The organism is Sorangium sp. So ce295, assembly GCF_051527405.1.
Classification (GTDB): domain Bacteria; phylum Myxococcota_A; class Polyangia; order Polyangiales; family Polyangiaceae; genus Sorangium; species Sorangium cellulosum_B.
On the sequence record NZ_CP150324.1, the window covers coordinates 475,668 to 494,272 of the forward strand.

The 18,605-nt window shown below is 73.3% G+C and carries 16 protein-coding genes and 1 tRNA gene; 11 read left to right on the top strand and 6 right to left on the bottom strand.

The features are described from left to right. Positions 1 to 2: 2 nt before the first annotated feature. The 5 genes from WMF11_RS01830 to WMF11_RS01850 all read right to left on the bottom strand — a co-directional run bounded on the left by WMF11_RS01830 (position 3) and on the right by WMF11_RS01850 (position 7,354). Positions 3 to 1,031, bottom strand: coding sequence for a phosphatase PAP2 family protein (locus WMF11_RS01830; RefSeq protein WP_437976219.1), 1,029 nt, complete (start codon positions 1,029 to 1,031; stop codon positions 3 to 5). 16 nt (positions 1,032 to 1,047) lie between these two features. Then, positions 1,048 to 1,404 (bottom strand): cupin domain-containing protein, encoded by a 357-nt coding sequence (locus WMF11_RS01835; RefSeq protein WP_437906730.1) that lies wholly within the window; start codon positions 1,402 to 1,404, stop codon positions 1,048 to 1,050. A 175-nt stretch (positions 1,405 to 1,579) separates the two neighbouring features. Further along, the gene (locus WMF11_RS01840; protein WP_437976220.1) at positions 1,580 to 3,289 is read right to left on the bottom strand and encodes a DUF4139 domain-containing protein; all 1,710 of its coding nucleotides are present in this window, start codon (positions 3,287 to 3,289) and stop codon (positions 1,580 to 1,582) included. 19 nt (positions 3,290 to 3,308) lie between these two features. Further along, positions 3,309 to 5,564 carry a DUF4139 domain-containing protein gene (locus WMF11_RS01845; protein WP_437976221.1) on the bottom strand — a complete coding sequence of 752 codons (2,256 nt, stop codon included), beginning with the start codon at positions 5,562 to 5,564 and terminating at the stop codon, positions 3,309 to 3,311. A 74-nt stretch (positions 5,565 to 5,638) separates the two neighbouring features. Beyond that, positions 5,639 to 7,354 carry an Eco57I restriction-modification methylase domain-containing protein gene (locus tag WMF11_RS01850; protein WP_437976222.1) on the bottom strand — a complete coding sequence of 572 codons (1,716 nt, stop codon included), beginning with the start codon at positions 7,352 to 7,354 and terminating at the stop codon, positions 5,639 to 5,641. 362 nt (positions 7,355 to 7,716) lie between these two features. On the opposite strand from WMF11_RS01850, the gene acpS reads away from it, so the two are divergent. From acpS to WMF11_RS01905, 11 genes are all read left to right on the top strand, one after another. Next, positions 7,717 to 8,241, top strand: coding sequence for a holo-ACP synthase (gene acpS / locus WMF11_RS01855; protein ID WP_437976223.1), 525 nt, complete (start codon positions 7,717 to 7,719; stop codon positions 8,239 to 8,241). Next, complete coding sequence (locus tag WMF11_RS01860) at positions 8,238 to 10,034, top strand: NAD(P)H-hydrate dehydratase (RefSeq protein WP_437976224.1); 1,797 nt, start codon at positions 8,238 to 8,240, stop codon at positions 10,032 to 10,034. Before acpS ends, WMF11_RS01860 begins: the two co-directional genes overlap by 4 nt. 307 nt (positions 10,035 to 10,341) lie before the next feature. Beyond that, a complete protein-coding gene (locus tag WMF11_RS01865; protein WP_437906734.1) occupies positions 10,342 to 11,025 on the top strand; it encodes an RNA polymerase sigma factor in 684 nt (227 codons plus the stop codon). Between the two features lie 104 nt (positions 11,026 to 11,129). Next, the gene (locus tag WMF11_RS01870; RefSeq protein ID WP_437976225.1) at positions 11,130 to 12,473 is read left to right on the top strand and encodes an NAD(P)/FAD-dependent oxidoreductase; all 1,344 of its coding nucleotides are present in this window, start codon (positions 11,130 to 11,132) and stop codon (positions 12,471 to 12,473) included. 59 nt (positions 12,474 to 12,532) lie between these two features. Next, complete coding sequence (locus WMF11_RS01875; RefSeq protein ID WP_437976226.1) at positions 12,533 to 13,207, top strand: helix-turn-helix domain-containing protein; 675 nt, start codon at positions 12,533 to 12,535, stop codon at positions 13,205 to 13,207. Positions 13,208 to 13,367: 160 nt separating this feature from the next. Continuing rightward, positions 13,368 to 13,691, top strand: a complete 324-nt coding sequence (locus WMF11_RS01880) for a DUF2325 domain-containing protein (RefSeq protein WP_437976227.1) — start codon at positions 13,368 to 13,370, stop codon at positions 13,689 to 13,691. Positions 13,692 to 13,708: 17 nt separating this feature from the next. Further along, the gene (locus WMF11_RS01885; RefSeq protein ID WP_437976228.1) at positions 13,709 to 14,743 is read left to right on the top strand and encodes a sulfate ABC transporter substrate-binding protein; all 1,035 of its coding nucleotides are present in this window, start codon (positions 13,709 to 13,711) and stop codon (positions 14,741 to 14,743) included. A gap of 5 nt (positions 14,744 to 14,748) precedes the next feature. Continuing rightward, positions 14,749 to 15,651, top strand: coding sequence for a sulfate ABC transporter permease subunit CysT (gene cysT, locus WMF11_RS01890; protein ID WP_437548975.1), 903 nt, complete (start codon positions 14,749 to 14,751; stop codon positions 15,649 to 15,651). Then, on the top strand, positions 15,651 to 16,556 hold the full coding sequence (gene cysW, locus WMF11_RS01895) for a sulfate ABC transporter permease subunit CysW (protein ID WP_437906740.1): 906 nt from the start codon (positions 15,651 to 15,653) through the stop codon (positions 16,554 to 16,556). The genes cysT and cysW overlap by 1 nt, the downstream gene beginning before the upstream one ends. A 263-nt stretch (positions 16,557 to 16,819) precedes the next feature. Then, a complete protein-coding gene (locus WMF11_RS01900; RefSeq protein WP_437976229.1) occupies positions 16,820 to 17,620 on the top strand; it encodes a hypothetical protein in 801 nt (266 codons plus the stop codon). Positions 17,621 to 17,878: 258 nt separating this feature from the next. Further along, positions 17,879 to 17,950 (top strand) — tRNA-Cys (locus WMF11_RS01905). A gap of 172 nt (positions 17,951 to 18,122) precedes the next feature. Here WMF11_RS01905 and WMF11_RS01910 read toward each other — a convergent pair. Further along, positions 18,123 to 18,533 (bottom strand): SET domain-containing protein, encoded by a 411-nt coding sequence (locus WMF11_RS01910; RefSeq protein ID WP_437548980.1) that lies wholly within the window; start codon positions 18,531 to 18,533, stop codon positions 18,123 to 18,125. Between the last annotated feature and the right edge of the window lie 72 nt (positions 18,534 to 18,605).

Genomic DNA, 18,605 nt, shown 5'->3' on the forward strand with positions numbered 1-18,605 from the left:
CGCTAGAACCTGCCCACCAAATACCCGCCGAGCGGCGCGGGCGCGAAGCTGAGCGTGATGCCGTCCCCGCGCGGCGCGTCCGAGGCGGGGGCGCCGCCGCGGTAGTGCAGGAGCCACGGGAGCCCGAGGCCGGTCAGGGCGCCGACCGCCGCGCCCGTGAGCGCGTCGGTCGCGAAGTGCTGGTCGGAGACGACCCGGAGCGTCGCCACGGCCGCCGCCGTCCCGAGCGACGCGGCGCACGCGAGCGCGTCGGGGGCGCCGCCGCCGTACAGGGGCAGGCGCGCGTGGTGCGAGCACACGAGCCCCGCCGCCGTGAAGGCGGTCGAGCTGTGGCCGCTGAAGAAGCTCCTGTACCGCTTGCTCCCCCGGCAGTCGCGGTCCTGCTGCTCCTCCGGCCCGGCGCACCCGGCGCGGTAGGGGCGCTCGCGGCTCGTGAGCCCCGCGACGACGCCGTTCAGGGCCGCGTTCAGCGCGAGCGCCTCGACGTCGATCATCGCGATCTCCCAGGCGACGCTGCCGCGGCCGTGCCCCCACCAGGTCACGAGCAGGGCGTCCACCGCGAGGTGGTTGGTCATCAGCGTGAGCAGGAGATCGCTCGCGTCCCGCGCCATCTCGCGCTGGCGATCGCTGCGGATGCGCAGGGCGCCGCGCGCCGAGCCGTCGAAGCCGTTCACCGTCGTCCAACGGCCCTCCGACGGCGGGATGGCGAGCGTGCCGAACGCGGTCGCGGCCAGGAGCCCCGTGGCCACATACTCGCTCACGCGGAAGCGCGGCCAGGCCGGATCCCACGCGACCTCGGGCCGCGCGCGAGAGCGAGCCTCCGGCGCGGCACGGCGCGGCGCGCTCGGCAGCGCCGCCCCGGAGCGGAGGGCGGTGGTGTCGCCGGCTCCCCGTGTCGCCGCGCCGGACGGCGCCGCGAGCGGCTCGGCTCGCGCCGCAGCAGGCGGCTCGGCTCGCGCCGCTGCAGCGCCGAGCAGCGTCGTCACGGCGAGCGCGCTGGAGGCGAACCAGAGGGGCGCGGCGCACCTCAAGGAGCGGACCGCGCGATCAGAAATCGGGGTGGCCGATGACGAGGAACTCGAGCGGCCCAGTGCCCGCGTTGCGCAGCCCATGGTGTACGTTCGTCTCGACGTGCATCATCTGGCCGGGGCCGAGGGGCACCTCGCGATCGCCGACGATGCCGAGCGCCTGCCCGGCCAGGATGTAGATGGTCTCGGTGGTCTCCGTGTGGAGCTCGCGCGAGATCTCACAGCCGGGGCCCATCGTGCCCCTGTAGAAGCCGAAGGCGTTCCCGCGGCCTCTTCCCAGCAGCTGCGCCATGAAGACGCCTCGGTTGGGCAAATACTCCATCACGTCTTCGTCGGCTGCGGTCAGCACCACGGCCCCGTCGATCTGCTGCCTCATGGCGATCCTCCTCCTTCACGAGTGAAGCCGCTGGGAGATCGATCCGTTACCGAAGCGCACTGCGTCCTGTCAACGGCGCTCCGCGCGAACCGTGCGACGGCGGCCGTCGGCGTCTCGGCTTCCGTGCTTCTCTCCCTCTCTCCTTCCACGTTCCCGCTCTCTGCGTTTCCTGGCTTCAAAAAGGCAACACCACGCTCGCTGCGGCGCGGAGCTCGTAGCTGAACGACAGCGTCTTCAACCCTTTCGGAGGGAGCTCGACGTGGCCACGGAGAAATCCATCCTTTTCGTCAAGCGTCCAGCCGGGGGCCTCGCCGAGCGCGACCTCGACCTCGGCCACCTCGCTGACAGGGATCCGCTCGGTGACCAGCACCCGCTTCACGTTGCTGGAGAGGTTGGACACGGAGAGCTTCACACGCCGGCGGATCTTGCGGCTCCCCGTGATCGCGGCGGTGTCCTGCTCCTCGTCGACGGTGCGCCGCACGCGCACGGCGTCGTCCACGCCGAAGCCGAGCTCGAACGGCTCGCCGGCGCCCACGAAATCGAGCCGGGCGCGGCCGATGAGGCTGCCGCCCCGCGCGACGCGCACCGGGCCCGCCAGCAGCGGGCGCGGCCGTCCGCCGGCGCCGCCGCCGTCCAGCGTCACCGTGGCGCGCAGGTGGGCCGCGGGGTGGACCTCGGGGTACAGCACAAGCGCGAGCTCGGTGGGGAGCGAGCGCCGCGCGATCTCGATGCGCGTCGGGCGGCCGTCGGAGGGGAGGGTCACCGGCTCCGCCGCCTCGAAGATCAGCGGCTCGCCGCCGTCGTCCACCCCGGGCATCTCGTCGACGGCCCGCGCCCCGCGGTCGAGCCCGGCCGCCGCGATCGCCTGATCGCGCGCCTCGACGATCACGCGGCGGCGCTCGATCTCCGTCTTGCGCCGCGCCCGGAGCACGTCGTCCTCGAGCAGCGGCGCCTCGGCGCTCCTCGACGGCCGCGCTGTCGAGAAGCGCGCGGTGACGTTCTCCCAGACCTCGCCCGTCGCCTGCCACGCCGCCGCCCAGGTGGTGAGCTCGATCGAGCCGCCTGGCCCCTGCGCCGCCGCGCCGCCCGCGCTCGCGCCCGCGGCGCCGGCGGCGAGCCGCGCCAGGTGCTCGGGGCGCCAGATCGCGCACGCGACGCGGTACGTCAGCTCGATGTCGACGGGCTGCGGCGAGGGGGCGTGCACCTCGACCTCGATCACCGCTTCATAGCGCGGCTGCTCGACCGACCCCTCGCGCAGCCGCGCCGCGGCGCGCCGGGCGTCCTCCTCGGCGCGCGCCCGCGCCGCGCGCGCGTCCGCCGACGCGCCGAGCGCCTCGGCGAGCGCGGCGTGCAGCGCCTCGGCGCCGCCGCGCCACGAGGCGAGGCGCGCGGGCTCGCCGGCGTCCTTCGGGACCTCGCTCATCGCCCGCGCCCACTTCGCGAGGAGCTGGTCGAGGTGGGCCTCGCGGCGCGACGCCCGGTCCCGCGCGCGCTCCGCGGCGCCGGCCCGCAGCGACGCCTCGCGCTCCTCGCGCTCCAGCGCGTCGATCGCCTCGCGGCCGAGCGCCGCCTCCCTGTGCGCCCTCCAGCGTACGCGCGCCGCCGTCACGCGCGCCGCGTCCGCGCCAGCGCCCGCGATGCGCGCCTGCACGGTGCGCTCGTCGACGAACACCGAGACGCCGCCGATCGCGATCCACTGCGCCCCGGCCTGGACCTCGACGCGCGCCGCGCGCACGACCTCGGCGCGATCCTCGAACAGCGTCACCGCGCGCGCCACGCTCGGGTGCGGCGCGCGGGCGCCTTCGTGGCCGCCGCTCCCGTCGCTCCCTCCGCCTCCGCTGGCGCTCCGCCCAGCCCGGTCCGAACCGCTCGCATCCGTTGCCATGGTGCGCTCGTTTCCTTTGCTATTCCCGACGGTTACCGCCGACGATCTCGTTCTTGGACGAGAGCACCACGCGGTAGGTGAAGGCGACGGAGGCCTTGCCGCCCGGCGCGATCGGGACGCGCCAGCGCAGCCCGCCGCGCACCGGCTCGCCGAGCTCTTCCTGCGTGTACGGCTCGGCCTTCGGCTGCGACGAGAGGAGCTTGATCTCGACGTCCTTGTCGTCCGTCACCGGGATGCGGTCGAGGACCTCGACCTCGACGCCCATCCCGAGCGACGAGGAGAGGTCGATGACGACCGCGTGCTCGACGGCGAGCGAGCCGCCGAGCAGGCCGGCGCTCGACTCGTCCACGCGCGCGTTCCTGGCGACCCGGATCCGCTCCTCGACGCCGAGGCCGGCGCGGAGGAGGCCGCCCCGGTCCACGCGGCCGAGCGCGGACTGCGCCGCGAGGGCGCCGTCGACGAAGATGTCGACAGGCCCCGCGAGCAGCGGGGCGTCGAACGGGTTCTCGACGCGCGCCTCGCGGTAGACCTCGGCGGCCTCGCGGGGCGCGGTCACGAACCGGGGCGCGGCGGGGGCGCGCGCGGCGCCCAGCGCGACGCGGTGGAGCCTGCCGTTCGACGGCACGTCGGCGGCGCTCTCGCCGACGTAGAGGTGGTCGAACTGCCCGCGCGAGTCGCGCGGATCCACGGCCCGGGGCGGGGCGTCGAGGTCCGCGATGTCCTGCTCCGCCCGACGCGCGTCGCGCCGCGAGGGCCCGGGCTCGTCGCGCGCGAGCCGGCCTCGCTGTTTGCCCGCGCCAGGGAGGTGCAGCGCGTCGAAGTCGAGCCACTCCTCGACCTGCGCGGGCTCGAGCGGCGCCGGGGCGGCCCCGGCGCCCTCCTGCGCCTGCTCGGGAGCGAGCCATTCCTCCTCGAGGCTGGCCGCCGCCTCGACGCTCGCCACGGAGCCCAGGGCGCTCCGGGGGGCCGCGGGCGCGCTCGCCTGGGGAGCCGGCGGGGGCGGCGCCCCGGAGCCGCCGAACGACGGGAGCGACAGCCCGCGCGACTTGCGCGCCGGCGCGGCGAGCGGCATCGACGCGGCCGCCGGCATCGGGGGCGGCGGGGCGAACGCCATCGGCGCGGCGGCCTGCACCGGGGGCGGCAGCGCGCCCGCGACGGACGGCGCAGGCGGCGCTAGCCTCTTCATCGCCGCGAGGGGCTCCGGGCTGGCCCGGTTCCGCGCGGCCTCGTCGCCCCCACGCGTGCGCGGGAGCTTTCCAGGCGCGGCGGTGGTCCGCGCGGCCGGCTCGGGGAGGGCGGCGACGAAGCTGTCGAACCCCTCGAACATGGCGTCGAGCCCCTCCGGCGCGGGGCGGTAGCCGCGGCGCGGTGGGCGCTGCGCGCGGCTGAGCCGCAGCGAGGCGAGCTCCGGCAGCCGCGTGTCCTGCACGAGATCGGCGGTGGCGAGCGCGAGGCGCACGTCCTTCCAGTCCTCGCCGGAGGCCTGCGCGACGAGGGCGTCGAGCTGCAAGGCGACCTCGGTCGCGCCGCGCGAGAACCGCGCCGCGTAGGCGGGCCACCAGCGCGCGGCGGACACGGCGTACTCGAGCCGGAGCGCGGGCTCCCCGGCCGCGCCGCCGCGCTCCGGCGCGAGCCGCACGACGACGTCGAGGCGCGCCGGATCGCGCTCCTCGACCTCGCCGCTCGTGGCCTGGGCGGCGTCGATCTGGGCGGCCAGGAGCTCCTTCCGGGCGCGCTCGAGCTCCGCGTCGAGCGCGGCGGCGCGGGCGTCGAGCGCGGCGAGCTCGTCCGAGAGCAGGCGGCTCACCGCGAGCGCGTCGCGGATGCGGGCCGCCGGGTCGCCCGGCCGGAAGCGCCGCGCGAGCTCCGGATCGAGCGCGACGGCGCCGAGCTGGTCGCGCCAGAGGCGGAGGTGGTCGCGCTCCGCCGACAGGCGCGCGATCGCGAGCTCGAGCTCGCGGAGCTCGGCGGAGAGCGCCGTCCTCGAGACGGGCGCCGGGGGCACGACGAGCCGCGCGCGCACGCCGATCACGTCGCGCACGTCGCGCGCGGGCCCGGAGGCCGCCGCCGCGCCCGCCGAGGCGCCTGCGGCGGCGTCGATGAGCGCGCGGAAGCTCCCCGGCTCGGCGAGCGGCGTGATCCCCGGCACCGAGATCTCGACCGCCTCCCGGGGGAGCGGCGCCGCGAGCTCGACGCGGCGGGTGACGATGGCCCCGCGCGCGTACACGACGACCCCCTCGATACGGCTAGCGCACTCGATCTTCTCGGCCGTCATCGCTCGTCCCCTCGCCCGCGAACGCCCCGTGAGAGCGCGACGGTACCACGCCGCGCGTGGGCCCGGATAGCGGGCTATCTCCTCGTGTCGAGGAAGCCGAACCCGGGCAGCGCGTCGATGCCGTAGGCGCGCAGCGCGAGCTCGTCGAGCCTGCCGAAGTCGCGCTGCCGGAAGGAGCTGCGGAGATCGCTCATCAGCTCCTCCGCGACGCTCTCCGGCGGGGGCAGGCGGATCCGCCGCAGGTACTGGGCCTGGAAGCGCAGGTAGCCTCCGCGCATCTTGACCGCATAGGACCACACGAAGAAGAGGGCGACCCTGGAGCCGAGCAGCCCGCCGAGTGCCTCCATGTCCCAGCCCTCCGAGGTGATGAAATAGAGATTGTGGTGCGGATAGAACCTGCCCTCGTCATAGACCACCTCGTTGGAGCCCGCGATGTCGGGGACGAGCAGCTTCGGGGCGCTGGTCAGCCCCGGAACCACGCGATCGATGGTGCGGAACCAGCCGGCGCCGCCCCGCCGGGCGATGTAGCGCCTCCTGATCTCGGCCTCGTGCGCGTGCAGGTACCCGGAGAGCCTGGGGTACTCCTCGAGATTGACCACCTTGCCGTCGGATCCGAAGGGATTGATGACGAACCGCCTGGCGTCGCGGATGCGGCCGTCCTCGATATCGCCTCGCATGACGAGCGGCACGAGGCGATCGCGCTCGATATCCACCTCTTCACCGACGATGTAGATCCTGTCGTTCCCGGTGGCGACGCCGATGCCGACGCGCGTCCCGCCGACCTCCTCGATCGGCGCGAACCGCGCCTCGAGCGCGCGCAGGGCCTCGAGGTGCTCTGGCGAGCCGAGCACCCACGGGTCGTCGCCCTCGAACCAGGAAGCGTACTCCGACACGGCGACGCCGGAGCCGCGCTCCGCCGCGCCCGCCTCCGCGCGGCCCTCCGCGCGTTGAAGAGCGGCGGAGGCGGCCTCGCACTCCTCCGGCGAGGCGGTGCGCAGCGTCGCGACAGGGACGCTCCTCGTCTTGCCGGGCGACACGGCGAATATCGACGGGTAGGCGACGACCTCGGACTCGAAGGGAGACGCGCCGCGTAGATCGACGTAGCACCGCACCCGGAACCACCTCGACAGCATCCGGCGGAGCGGCGCGCCGTACCGGTTGAGGGTCCACCGGTCGGCGCAGATGAAGGAGAGGACCCCGCCGGGCGCGAGGAGCTCGAGGCCGCGCTCGATGAACGCGACGTAGAGATCGGCGCGGTCGTAGAGCGACCTGTACCGGTGTCGATACTCCTCCTGGAGCTCGGGCGAGAGCTGTTCGATCCTGACATAGGGCGGGTTGCCGACCACCGCGTCGAACAGACGTCCCTGGCTGGTGAGCAGGAAGTCGCCGTGGGCGATCCAGGCCTCGGAGAGGCGCGTCGCGTCGCCCTGCGGCAGCCCGAGCCGCGCGAGGGCGCCGGCGACCGCGAGGCGCGCGCGGTCGACGTGAGCTCGCTCGACGTCGTACGAGCGGATCGCCGGCTCGATCTCGAGGAGGTCGCGATCGTGGCGGCGCGCCGACTGGATCAGCCGCTCGGCGGCGGGGACCAGGAACGCGCCATGGCCGCAGGCGGGCTCGAGCAGCGACAGCGACGCGAGATCCCGGTCCGCGGTGTAGCCCGCGAGATCGAGGATGAGATTCACGACGTGGGGTTTGGTCAGCACCACGCCGTGGGCCTCGCCCGACGAGCGCTCGCCGTAATCGTAGGCGCTCTGCGGGAGCATGACCGTCAGATCGAGGGCTGTCTGCATTGGCGCCGCGAGCATGGTAGCCGCGATCGGCGCGCGCGGGCGACGCTCCACGGCCGCGCTCGCCGCGCGCTCGCGGCGCCCGAGGCCGCGGCCGGCCGCCTCGCGCCGGGCCTCTTCCCCGCTCGCGTGCCGCCGTCGAGGCGCGCTTCTGCGTCTGCGTCTGCGTCTGCGTCTGCTTCCGCGCTCGGGGCGAGGCGCGGATCGCGTTTCAGGAGGCGTCGCCATCGAATGGGGTAGAGTCGCCACATGGCCTTCCCTGTGTCTGTCCGTCCCGCCAATCGCATCGCGGCGAGCGTCGCCCGCGGAGGCGCCGTGCAACCGCCGGCCGCCGGCCCGGACGCTCGGTCGAGCGAGGGGGGCGCGTGATCCTCGGCATCGGCATCGACGTCTGCGGCATCGGACGCATGGAGGAGGCGCTCGCGCGGTGGGGGGAGCGGTTCTGGGAGCGGGTGCTGTCCGAGCCGGAGCGCCGCTCGCTCGCGCACCGCGTGGACCGGGCGACGGCGCTCGCGGGCCGCTTCGCCGCGAAGGAGGCCGTGGTGAAGGCGATGGCCGGCGCGCCGGGCGTCAGCTGGCACCACCTGGAGGTGCGCGGCGCGCCGCGCATGCCGCCGACGATGGCGCTCCACGGCCCGGCGCGCGCGCTCGCCGAGCGCATGGGCGTCCAGCGGGTCCACCTGTCGATCACGCATGATGCAGGCGTGGCGGCGGCGGTGGCTATCCTGGAAGGGGACGGCGAGAGCCGATCCCCGACCGAAGCGGACGAGGACGGCGAGAGCCGATCCCCGACCGAAGCGGACGAGGACGGCGAGAGCCGATCCCCGACCGAAGCGGACGAGGACGGCGAGAGCCGATCCAGCCTGGACGAAGGGAAAGAGCGCTCGTGATTCCGGTCCTATCGCGCGCGCAGATGCGCGCCTTCGACAAACACGCGATCCACCAGTGCCACGTCCCCGGCGTCGTCCTCATGGAGAACGCCGGCCGCGGCGCCGCCGACGTGATCTCGGTGATCATCGAGGGGCGCAGCGCCGGGCAGCCCGGCGACGCCGCGCACAGCGCGCCGCACCCGCTCGCGTCGGGCCTTTCGCCCGCGCGGGCGTTCTGGCCGGCGACGTTGCCCTCCGGGGCGGGTCTCCGGGGCCGCCCCGGGAGCGTCCCGCCGCCGCCGAACGGCCGCCGCGACGCCGAGGAGGCCCGCGCCGCGCGCATCCGATCGTTCCCGGTGCGGCACGTCCCGAGCCCGGGGCAGCCCGCGACGTACCCCCTCCACGCCCGCGTCGTCGTCGTCTGCGGGGCCGGCAACAACGGCGGCGACGGCTTCGTCGTGGCGCGCCACCTCCTCGCCCGCGGCGCGGAGGTCCAGGTCTTCCTGGCCGCCCGGTCCGAGAAGGTCACTGGCGATAGCCGCATCAACCACGACGCGTACGTGGATCTCGGCGGCGCGCTGACCGAGCTCCCCCCGGGCGCGCCCCTCGCCCCGCTCGAGGTCGCGCTCACGGGGGCCGACCTCCTCGTCGACGCGATCTTCGGCACGGGCCTCGACCGCCCCATCGAGGGCCACCTCGCCGACGTCATCGGCGTCCTCAACACGGCGACCTGCCTGTGCATCGCGCTCGACGTGCCCTCGGGCCTCGACGCCGACAGCGGCGCGCCGCTCGGCGCCGCGGTGCAGGCCGACGAGACCGTCACCTTCGGCCACCTCAAGATCGGCCTGCTCACGCCCGAGGGCGCGCGGCTCGCGGGCAACGTGCACGTCGTCGATCTCGGGGTCCCGGACCGGCCGATCCTCGCCCACGTGGGCCACGTCGCCGAGGTCCTCCGCAAGGAGACGATCGGCTCGTCGCTGCGCCCGCGCGAGGCGAGCGTCTACAAGCACCAGGCGGGCAACGTGCTCGTCATCGCCGGCTCGTCGGGCAAGCTCGGCGCCGCGCTGCTGACCGCGCGCGCGGCGATGCGGACGGGCGCGGGCCTCGTGACGATCTGCACCTGGGCCGACACCGCGCGCGCGATGGAGTCGCGCGTCGTGGAGCTGATGACGACCTCGATCGATCCGGCCCGCATCGCGGCGTCGCTCGACGACGCGCTCGCCGGGCGGCGGGCGGTCGCCATCGGCCCGGGCCTCGGCCTCGACGAGCGGGCGCGGGCCGCGGTGGATCACGTCGTGCTCGGCTGGGACGGCCTGAAGGTCGTCGACGCGGACGCCCTGACGCACTTCGTGGGCCGCCCGGAGGCGCTCGCGACCGCGCGCGGGAGCCTCATCATGACGCCGCACTCGGGCGAGCTCGGGCGGCTCCTGGGCCGGAGCGCCCGGGCCGTCGAGGAGGACCGCTTCGGCGCCGTGCGCGAGGCCGTGGCGCTCACCCGGGCGATCGTCGTGCTCAAGGGGGCGCGCACGATCATCGCGCTCCCGGACGGCCGCATGTTCATCTGCATGGCGGGCAACCCTGCGCTCGCCACCGCCGGCTCGGGCGACGTCCTGACCGGGATGATCGCGGCCCTCCTGTGCTCGATGGATCCCACCGCCGCGGCGAGCGCCGGGGTGCTGATCCACGCGCTCGCCGGCGACGTGTGGCGCGCGCAGACGGGCAGCGATCGGGGGCTGCTCGCGGGCGAGATCGCCGAGCTGGTCCCGGGCCTGATCGCCGCGCTGGCCGCCGGGAGCGACCCGCTCTCGACGTGACGCGAGCGCCTGCTCCGCCGGACGCCCCCGCCCGGCGCTCGCTCTGCTGGACGCCTCGCCCGGCGCTCGCGCGGGTGGGGCCGCTTCGCCCGGCGCGGGTGGGGCCGCTTCGCCCGGCGCGGGTGGGGCCGCCGGGCCTGGCGCGCCGCGGGGCGGCTCGCCACCCTGGCGCGCCCGTTCTCCCTGCTGTCGATTTGACACGCGCCCGCGTGTCTCCGCCCGCGCCGTTCGGCGTGATCCGCGGCCTTCGCGAGGTCCGCGCGGTGGCACCTGCCTTGCCAGTGCCGGTTACGCAGGAGGTCCCGTCATGCTCGTCCACGCCGCTCATGCCCCCGCCCGGTCCTCGAAACTAGCGCCGCCGCCCGGCGCGACGCGCGCGCTCGGGCGCGGGCCGTCCTTCGGCGTGGCGCGCGCGGCGCGGACGGCGCCGGGAGAGGGCTCGCGGGGAGCGGTCGACGAGCTGCTCCGGGGCCTTGTCGAAATGACACCGGAGCTGTTCGGCCGCGCGCTGCGGCTCTCCCGGACGCCCGCGACGGCCGAGGACCTCGTGCAGGACACGGTGGAGCGCGCGATCCGGTTCGCGGGGAGCTACGAGCCCGGGACCAACCTGCGGGCGTGGGTGCACCAGATCCTCTTCAGCGTCTTCATCACCCGCTGCCGGCGCAGCCGCCGCGAGCGTAACGCCCTCGACGTGCTCGCGACCGACCCGTGCGCGTGGACGGCGCCGGAGCGCTGCGCCGACATGCACGCGCTCTCGCCCGGCGTGCGGCGCGCGCTCGCGACGCTCCCGCCGACCTTCCGTGACACCCTGGTGCTCGTGGACCTCGAGGAGATGTCTTACAAGGACGCAGCGACGCGGCTGGGCGTCCCGGTCGGCACCGTCATGAGCCGCCTGCACCGCGGCCGGAAGCTGCTCGCCGAGGTGCTGCGGGGCGAGGCGCCGGACAGCAAGACCGAGGCGAGGAGCGACGTGAAGGCCGCGGCAGCATGAGCGATCGCGGCGCCGCGCCCGCGCGCTGCGCCTGCTTGCCGCGGTGATCCGCGCCCCCTACCATCGTCGTGCCACCGAGGAAGCGTTCCTCGCCAGGAGGCACCATGGCAACGACCGCGAGAGAGCCTCACGTCGTGATCGTCGGCGGAGGGTTCGGCGGCCTGAACGCGGCAAAGGCGCTCCGCGACGCGCCCGTCCGGGTCACCCTCGTCGACAGGACCAATCACCACCTGTTCCAGCCGCTGCTCTATCAGGTGGCGACGGCCAGCCTCTCGCCGGCCGACATCGCGGTCCCGATCCGATCGGTCCTGTCGCGCCAGCGCAACGTCCGGGTCCTGCTCGGCGAGGTGACGGGCGTGGACCTCGCCGGCCGGCGGGTCACCGTCGACGGCGACCCGCTGGACTACGACTTCCTGATCCTCGCGGTCGGCGCGACGAACAACTACTTTGGCCACGAGGAGTGGGCCCGGTTCGCGCCGGCGCTCAAGAACCTCGACGAGGCGCTCACCATCCGCGAGCGCATGCTGCTCGCCTTCGAGGCCGCCGAGCGCGAGGAGGACCCCGCGGCGCGGCGGCGGCTGCTCACGTTCGTCGTCATCGGCGGCGGCGCCACGGGCGTCGAGATGGCCGGCGCCTTCGCCGAGCTCGCGCGCTACATCCTCGCGCGCGACTTCCGCTCCCTCGACCCTTCGCTCTCGCGGGTGCTGCTCGTCGAGATCGGCGCCCGCATCCTCCAGGCCTTCCCGGAGAGCCTCTCGGCGAGCGCCGAGGAGCAGCTCACGTCCCTCGGGGTCGAGGTCATCAAGGGGCGCCGCTTCCGAAGCATCGACGAGTACGGCGTGCAGTTCGAGGACGGCGAGCGCCTCCCCGCCGCGACCGTCATCTGGGCCGCGGGGGTCCGCGGCACCCCGCTCGCGCGCGCGCTCGGCGTCGAGCTCGATCGCGTCGGCCGCGTGAAGGTCGGGCCAGACTGCTCCCTCCCCGGGCACCCGAGCGTCTTCGCGATCGGCGACATGGCCACGCTCCGCGACCGGAACGGCGTCGACGTGCCCGGCCTCAGCCCGGCCGCGATCCAGGAGGGGCGCTTCGTCGCGCGCTGCATCCTCGACGATCTCGAGCGCCGCCCGCGCGGGCAGTTCGCCTACCGCGACAAGGGGACGATGGCGACCATCGGCCGCTCGCGCGCCATCGCGAAGGTCGGGCGCCTGCAGATGTCGGGCACGCTCGCGTGGCTCGCCTGGCTGGCCGTCCACGTGCTGTTCCTTATCGGCTTCAGGAACCGCTTCACCGTCATGTTCGCGTGGATGTGGCAGTACATCACCTTCAAGCGCGGCGCCCGCCTCATCACCGGCCATACCTCGCCGGTGCTCCTGGCCGCGCCCGCGCCTTCGGTGCGTCGTCCGTCGCCCGCGAGCCCGGTCGCGGAGGCGGTCTCCGGCGGCCCCTGAGCGCGCCCTTCCCCCCGCTCGCTTGACGCGCGCCCTCCACCATGGCGGATACGCGTCCAGTGAAGGCACGCAGAGCCCAGACCCCCGCGCGATCGGCGGCCGCCGAGCCGCCGTCCCCACCCCCGCCCCCGGCGAGCGAGCCTGGCGGGGACGACCCGGCGTTGGACGACGCGTCGGACCTCACGCCGGTCGTCGCCTCCAACCTGAAGCGGTTCCGGGCCGAGCGGGGCCTGTCGCTCGAGCGCCTGGCGAAGGCGTCCGGGGTGAGCCGGGCGATGCTGGGGCAGATCGAGCTGGGCCAGAGCACGCCGACCATCAACGTCCTCTGGAAGATCGCGCGCGCCCTCGGGGTCCCCTTCTCGGCGCTGATGAGCCAGGCGACCTCGCCCGTCACGACCGTCATGCAGGCCTCGCACGCGCGCATCCTGCGCTCGCGCAACGGTGACTTCTCTTCCCGGGCGCTCTTCCCGATGGACCGGCCGCGCAACGTGGAGTTCTACGAGCTCCGCCTCGCGCCGCGCTCGGTCGAGCACGCCGACGCGCACGCCCCGGGCACCGCGGAGAACCTGATCGTCACCGAGGGCTCGGTGGAGATCACCGTGTCCGGCGAGCGGCGCCTGCTCGAGACCGGCGACGCCATCCTGTTCGAGGCCGACAGCCCGCACAGCTACCGCAACCCGGGCAGCGCCGAGGCCGTCATGTACCTCGTCATGACCTACGGCTCGCGCGGGTAGCCCCCGCCCCATTTCCGGACCCCGCCGGCCTCGTGACCCTCCGGTATCCAAGACGTGTCATCCGTTATTTTGGCAGATCTCCCTTGCGTCCTCTGCTTTAGCGTGAGATATGTCCGTTATAGCGGCGGTCACCCGCTGCGAGGAGCAAGGAGGCGGAGCGATGCGGATCACCTGGATTGGTGGGTTGGATCGCAACCAGGCTCAGCTGGAGCGGATGGCGCTGCAGGCGGGGCACCATCTGGAGTTTCACACGGGCAACACGGGCGGCCGCGGGGCGGCCGAGCTGCGGGCGGCCATCGAGCGGGCCGATCTCGTGATCGTGCTGACCGACGTGAACAGCCACGGCGGCGTGCTCCTCGCCAAGAAGCTCTGCCAGAAGCTCGGCCGCGCGGCGTTCATGGCCCGGCGCATCGGCGCCTCGCGCTTCCAGCAGCTGCTCGACGCGCTCGCGCAGCGGGAATCGCGTTATCTCGCGGCTGGCTAAGGGAGTAGGGACGATCGATGCGATGCTTGATGACGATGCTTTGGTGTGTGCTGGCGCTGGCGCTCCCGGCGTGCTCGAAGGGCGACGCGGCCGGCGCCTCGAAGTCGGGGTCGGTGCAGATACTGAACGTCTCCTACGACCCCACGCGCGAGCTCTATGAAGAGGTGAACGCCGCCTTCGCGAAGCGCTGGAAGGAGCAGAGCGGACAGGACGTCACCATCAAGCAATCGCACGGCGGCTCGGGCAAGCAGGCCCGGTCGGTGATCGACGGGCTCGAGGCGGACGTGGTCACGCTCGCGCTCGCCTACGACGTCGATGCGGTCGCGTCCGCCGGGCTGATCAAGGAGGGATGGCAGGCGCGCCTCAAGGACAACAGCGCTCCTTACACGTCGACCATTGTCTTCCTTGTGCGCAAGGGCAACCCCAAGGGCATCAAGGACTGGGACGATCTCGTGAAGGAGGGCGTGGCGGTCATCACCCCGAACCCGAAGACCTCCGGCGGGGCGCGGTGGAACTACCTCGCTGCGTGGGGCTACGAGCTGAAGCGGGCGGGCGGCGACGAGGCGAAGGCGAAGGATTTCGTCGGCCGCCTCTTCAAGAACGTGCCCGTCCTCGACACGGGCGCGCGCGGCTCGACCACGACGTTCGTCGAGCGTGGCCTCGGCGACGTGCTGATCGCCTGGGAGAACGAGGCGCTGCTCGCGGTGAAGCAGAGCGGTAAGGACAAATTCGAGGTGATCGTGCCGTCGATCAGCATCCTCGCCGAGCCGCCTGTCGCGGTGGTCGACAAGGTGGTCGACAGGCGCGGGACGAGGGCGGCGGCGGAGGCGTACCTCGCCTTCCTCTCCACGGAGGACGGCCAGCGCATCGCGGTGAAGCACTTCTACCGCCCGCGCAACCCGGCGATCCTCGCGGCGGCCGAGTCGGAGGGTGTCTTCCAGAAGGTCGCGCTCTTCTCGATTGACGAGGTCTTCGGGGGGTGGCAAAAAGCCCAGAAGGCGCACTTCTCCGACGGCGGCGTCTTCGACCAGATCTACCAGGCCGGTAAGTAGACTTCGTGGCTCTCCTCTGGCGGCGACAGAGCGTTTTGCCCGGCTTCGGGCTGGCGATGGGGATTACGGTAACGTACCTGTCGCTGCTGGTGCTCGTCCCGCTGTCGATGATCTTCCTCAAGACGGCGACGCTCCAGCCCGCCGAGATCTGGGCGGTGGTGACCTCGCCGCGCGCCGTCGCCTCGCTGAAGATGAGCTTTGCCGCGTCGCTCATCGCGGCGGGCATCAACGCGGTCTTCGGCGTCCTCGTGGCGTGGGTGCTCGTCCGCTACAGCTTTCCGGGCAAGTCGATCGTCGACGCGCTCGTCGACCTGCCCTTCGCGCTCCCGACGGCGGTCGGCGGCATCGCGCTCACGGCCATCTATGCGCAGCAGGGGTGGGTCGGTCGGTTCCTGTACCCGCTCGGGATCCAGAGCGCCTTCAGCCGCCTGGGCGTCGTCATTGCGCTCACCTTCGTGGGGCTCCCGTTCGTCGTGCGGACCGTCCAGCCGGTGATGGAGGAGCTCGAGGTCGACCAGGAAGAGGCGGCGGCGTCGCTCGGCGCGGGCCGCTTCGAGATCTTCCGTCGCATCCTCCTGCCCGCGCTCTGGCCATCGATCCTCACCGGGTTCGCGATGTCGTTCGCGAGGGCGTTCGGCGAGTACGGGTCGGTCGTGTTCATCTCCGGGAACATGCCCCTCAAGACGGAGATCGCGCCGCTCGTCATCATGACCAAGCTCGAGCAGTACGACTACGCGGGCGCGACGGCGCTCGCGATGGTGATGCTTCTCTGCTCCTTCGTGCTCCTCTTCCTGATCAACCGACTCCAGTCCTGGAGCGGCGCGCGCGGGTCGTCGCGGAGCGCTGTCGAAGCGCCCAAGCCTGCGTCCGATCGGCCCGCGGGGGCCACGCCCGGGGTCGCGTCGTAGTGGCTGGCGCGGCGGGCAAGCTGCGGGTCAGGTCGCGCGGGGCGGTGCGCGGCGCGACGTCCGAGCCCCCGCTGGTGCGCTGGGCGCTGACGGCGGCGGCGCTCGCGTTCCTCGGGTTCTTCCTCTTCCTGCCGGTCGTGGCGGTGTTCATCGAGGCGTTGAAGGACGGCCTCTCGGGGTACTGGCGGGCGATCACCGCGCCGGACGCCATCGCCGCCATCGAGCTGACGCTCACGACCGCGGTCATCGCCGTGCCGCTCAACCTCGTCTTCGGCGTGGCCGCGGCCTGGGCGATCGCGCGCTTCGAGTTCACGGGAAAGAGCCTGCTCGTCACGCTCATCGATCTGCCGTTCGCGGTCTCGCCGGTGATCTCCGGCATGATCTTCGTCCTGCTCTTCGGGGCGCAAGGGGTGGTCGGCCCCTGGCTCATCGAGCACGACCTCCGGGTCATCTTCGATCGTCCGGGGATCATCCTCGCGACGACGTTCGTGACGTTCCCGTTCGTCGCGCGCGAGCTCATCCCGTTCCTGGAGAGCCAGGGGGCCGACGAGGAGCACGCGGCGCTGTCGCTCGGCGCGAGCGGGTGGAGCATGTTCTTCCGCATTACCCTCCCCAACGCCAAGTGGGGCCTGCTCTATGGCGTGGTGCTCTGCAACGCGCGGGCGATGGGCGAGTTCGGCGCGGTGTCGGTCGTCTCGGGGCATATCCGGGGGCAGACCAACACCATGCCGCTGCACGTCGAGGTGCTCTACAACGAGTTCCACTTCTCGGCGGCGTTCGCGGTCGCCTCGTTGCTCGTCCTGCTCGCGCTCCTGACGCTCGTGGCGAAGCGCCTTATCGAAGGCCGGGCGCAGCGAGACGCCGCTCCGGAGATCGACCCGGCGGCGAAGGCCGGCGCGGGGTGACGCGCTCGCGATAGAGCGCGCGCGCGGGACGGAGCGCGCGATGAAGCGAGGGCCGCCGGAGGACTCGGCGCGAGCGGTACGAGAGGGAGCGCCGGAGACTCGGCGCTTCCCTGGAATCGCCGTTGCGCGGGAGAACGGATGGCGCGCGGAGACCAGCAGATCTCGACGCTCCGACGCGGGTGAGCGCCGCGGGAGGTGCGCTGTCGGGGCGCGCCCAACTTGCGATTGGCCCCCGGCGCTCCAGGTTCGAGGGAGGGGTCACCATGCGGTTCTTCGAAGCGGTTGGGCGTGTGATCGGGGGAGCGCTGTCTCCTATCGCCGGGGGGGGCAGCTTCATCCGGAGAGCGAGGCTGTTCCATCCCGACGGCGTGGTCTACTGCGCGGGGGTGAAGGCGCTCGCGGTGGAGGGCGAGGTCGGCGCGCTGGCCCAGCGGCTGGCGGGGCCGGCGCTCGTGCGGCTCTCGGGCGGGATGTGGCGGTGGCGGGGCGGCAAGGGCGAGCGCCGTCCGGATGTGCTGGGGGTCGCGGTGCGCTTCCGGACCAGCGAAGAGGTGACGCCGGCCGCGAGCGCCGGCGATCAGGACCTCCTCTTCGTGAGCGCGCGCCGACTCTTGCTGCTCCCGTTCGCCCTGTTCACGACGAAGAGGCACGACTTCCTGGACAACGACTACTACGCGCTGGCGCGGTTCGACGTGGCCGGCTTCGGTCGCGCGGAGTTCCGCCTGGTGCCGCTGCGCGCGGCGGTGGTGAAAGGCAACCGCCTGGAGAAGCTGGAGCGCGCCGCTGCGGCGGGGCTCGCGCTGCTGCGCCTCGAGGTGAGGCGAGGGGGCTCGCGCGCGCGGTGGATGGCAGTGGCCGATATGGAGCTGTACGAGCCGGTGGACATCGACCAGCGCGCCCTCCGCTTCAACCCGTTCCAGACGGGGAAGGGGATCGTGCCGCGCGGGTTGATCCAGGCGACGCGGCGGGCGGTCTACACGGCCAGCTACATCGGGCGAGCCCTGGGGGGGCGGGAGAGGGTGCCGCGCGCGGGAGGGGCACGGCGCGGCGGGCGCGAACAGTAAGCAGCGCGGGTGTCCTGGAGGGCTGCGGCGGGAACGCGCCGGAGCCCCCCTCCGCCGGCTCCGAGATCGGGGCGGAGGGAGCTGGAAGCCGGAACGACGCCAGAACGACGCCAGAACGACGCCAGAACGACGACAGAACGAGCGCGGCGGAGCGCCCGGCTGAAGGGACGGCTCGGCCGCGTGAATGTAGACGGCGGTATCAAAGGCGTTGACAGCCGGGCAGAGATGAGGCATGACCTCCCGCCGCTTCGAACAGTCGGTGAGGTAGCCAAGTGGTTAGGCAACGGTTTGCAAAACCGTTATACGCGGGTTCGAATCCCGTCCTCACCTCCGCAACGACGACAGTCCGGCCTGTGTGATGCCCAGGCGTTGACCTGGATGCCGCTGCCGCAAGAGGCGAGCGCGGAGCGCCGGTGCGGGTGCCTGGCGGTCGCCAGCGCGCCTGTATCGTCGACGTGAGCCGGAGCGATACGGCCGTCGCCGCGGCGCTGGCGCCCTCGCCTCAGCGAGGATCGAACCAGGTGTAGCCGTAGTCGAAGCAGAGCTCCTCGCCCGCCTGGATGTCGCGGAGCGCGATGGCAGCCATCGAGTCCGGCACCGGACCGTCATCCATCTCGACGTTGGGTGTCGTCGAGTGGTTGTAGAGCGCGAGCAACCCCCACGCATACGCCTTCTCCCGCCCGGGCTCCTTCCCCCACGTGAACACGTGATGGAGCGCCTGGCAGCCGCGGTGCTCCTCGGTCTTCAGATCCGAGGCCGGGAAACAGCTGACAGCGGCCCACTCGACGACGGCGCCCTTCGGCAGGAACCGGCGGGCGAAGACGCCCCGGCCCTTCCCGGGGATGCGGCGCCACACGACGTTCGGATGGAACTGGTTCTCGGCGATGAAGGCGTCGATTTCCTGGTCGGTCATGGAGGGCGCCACCGACGCTATCACGCCCCACCATCTCCGCGGCTGCTCGCAGGCAATTCCTTCGAGGAAAAG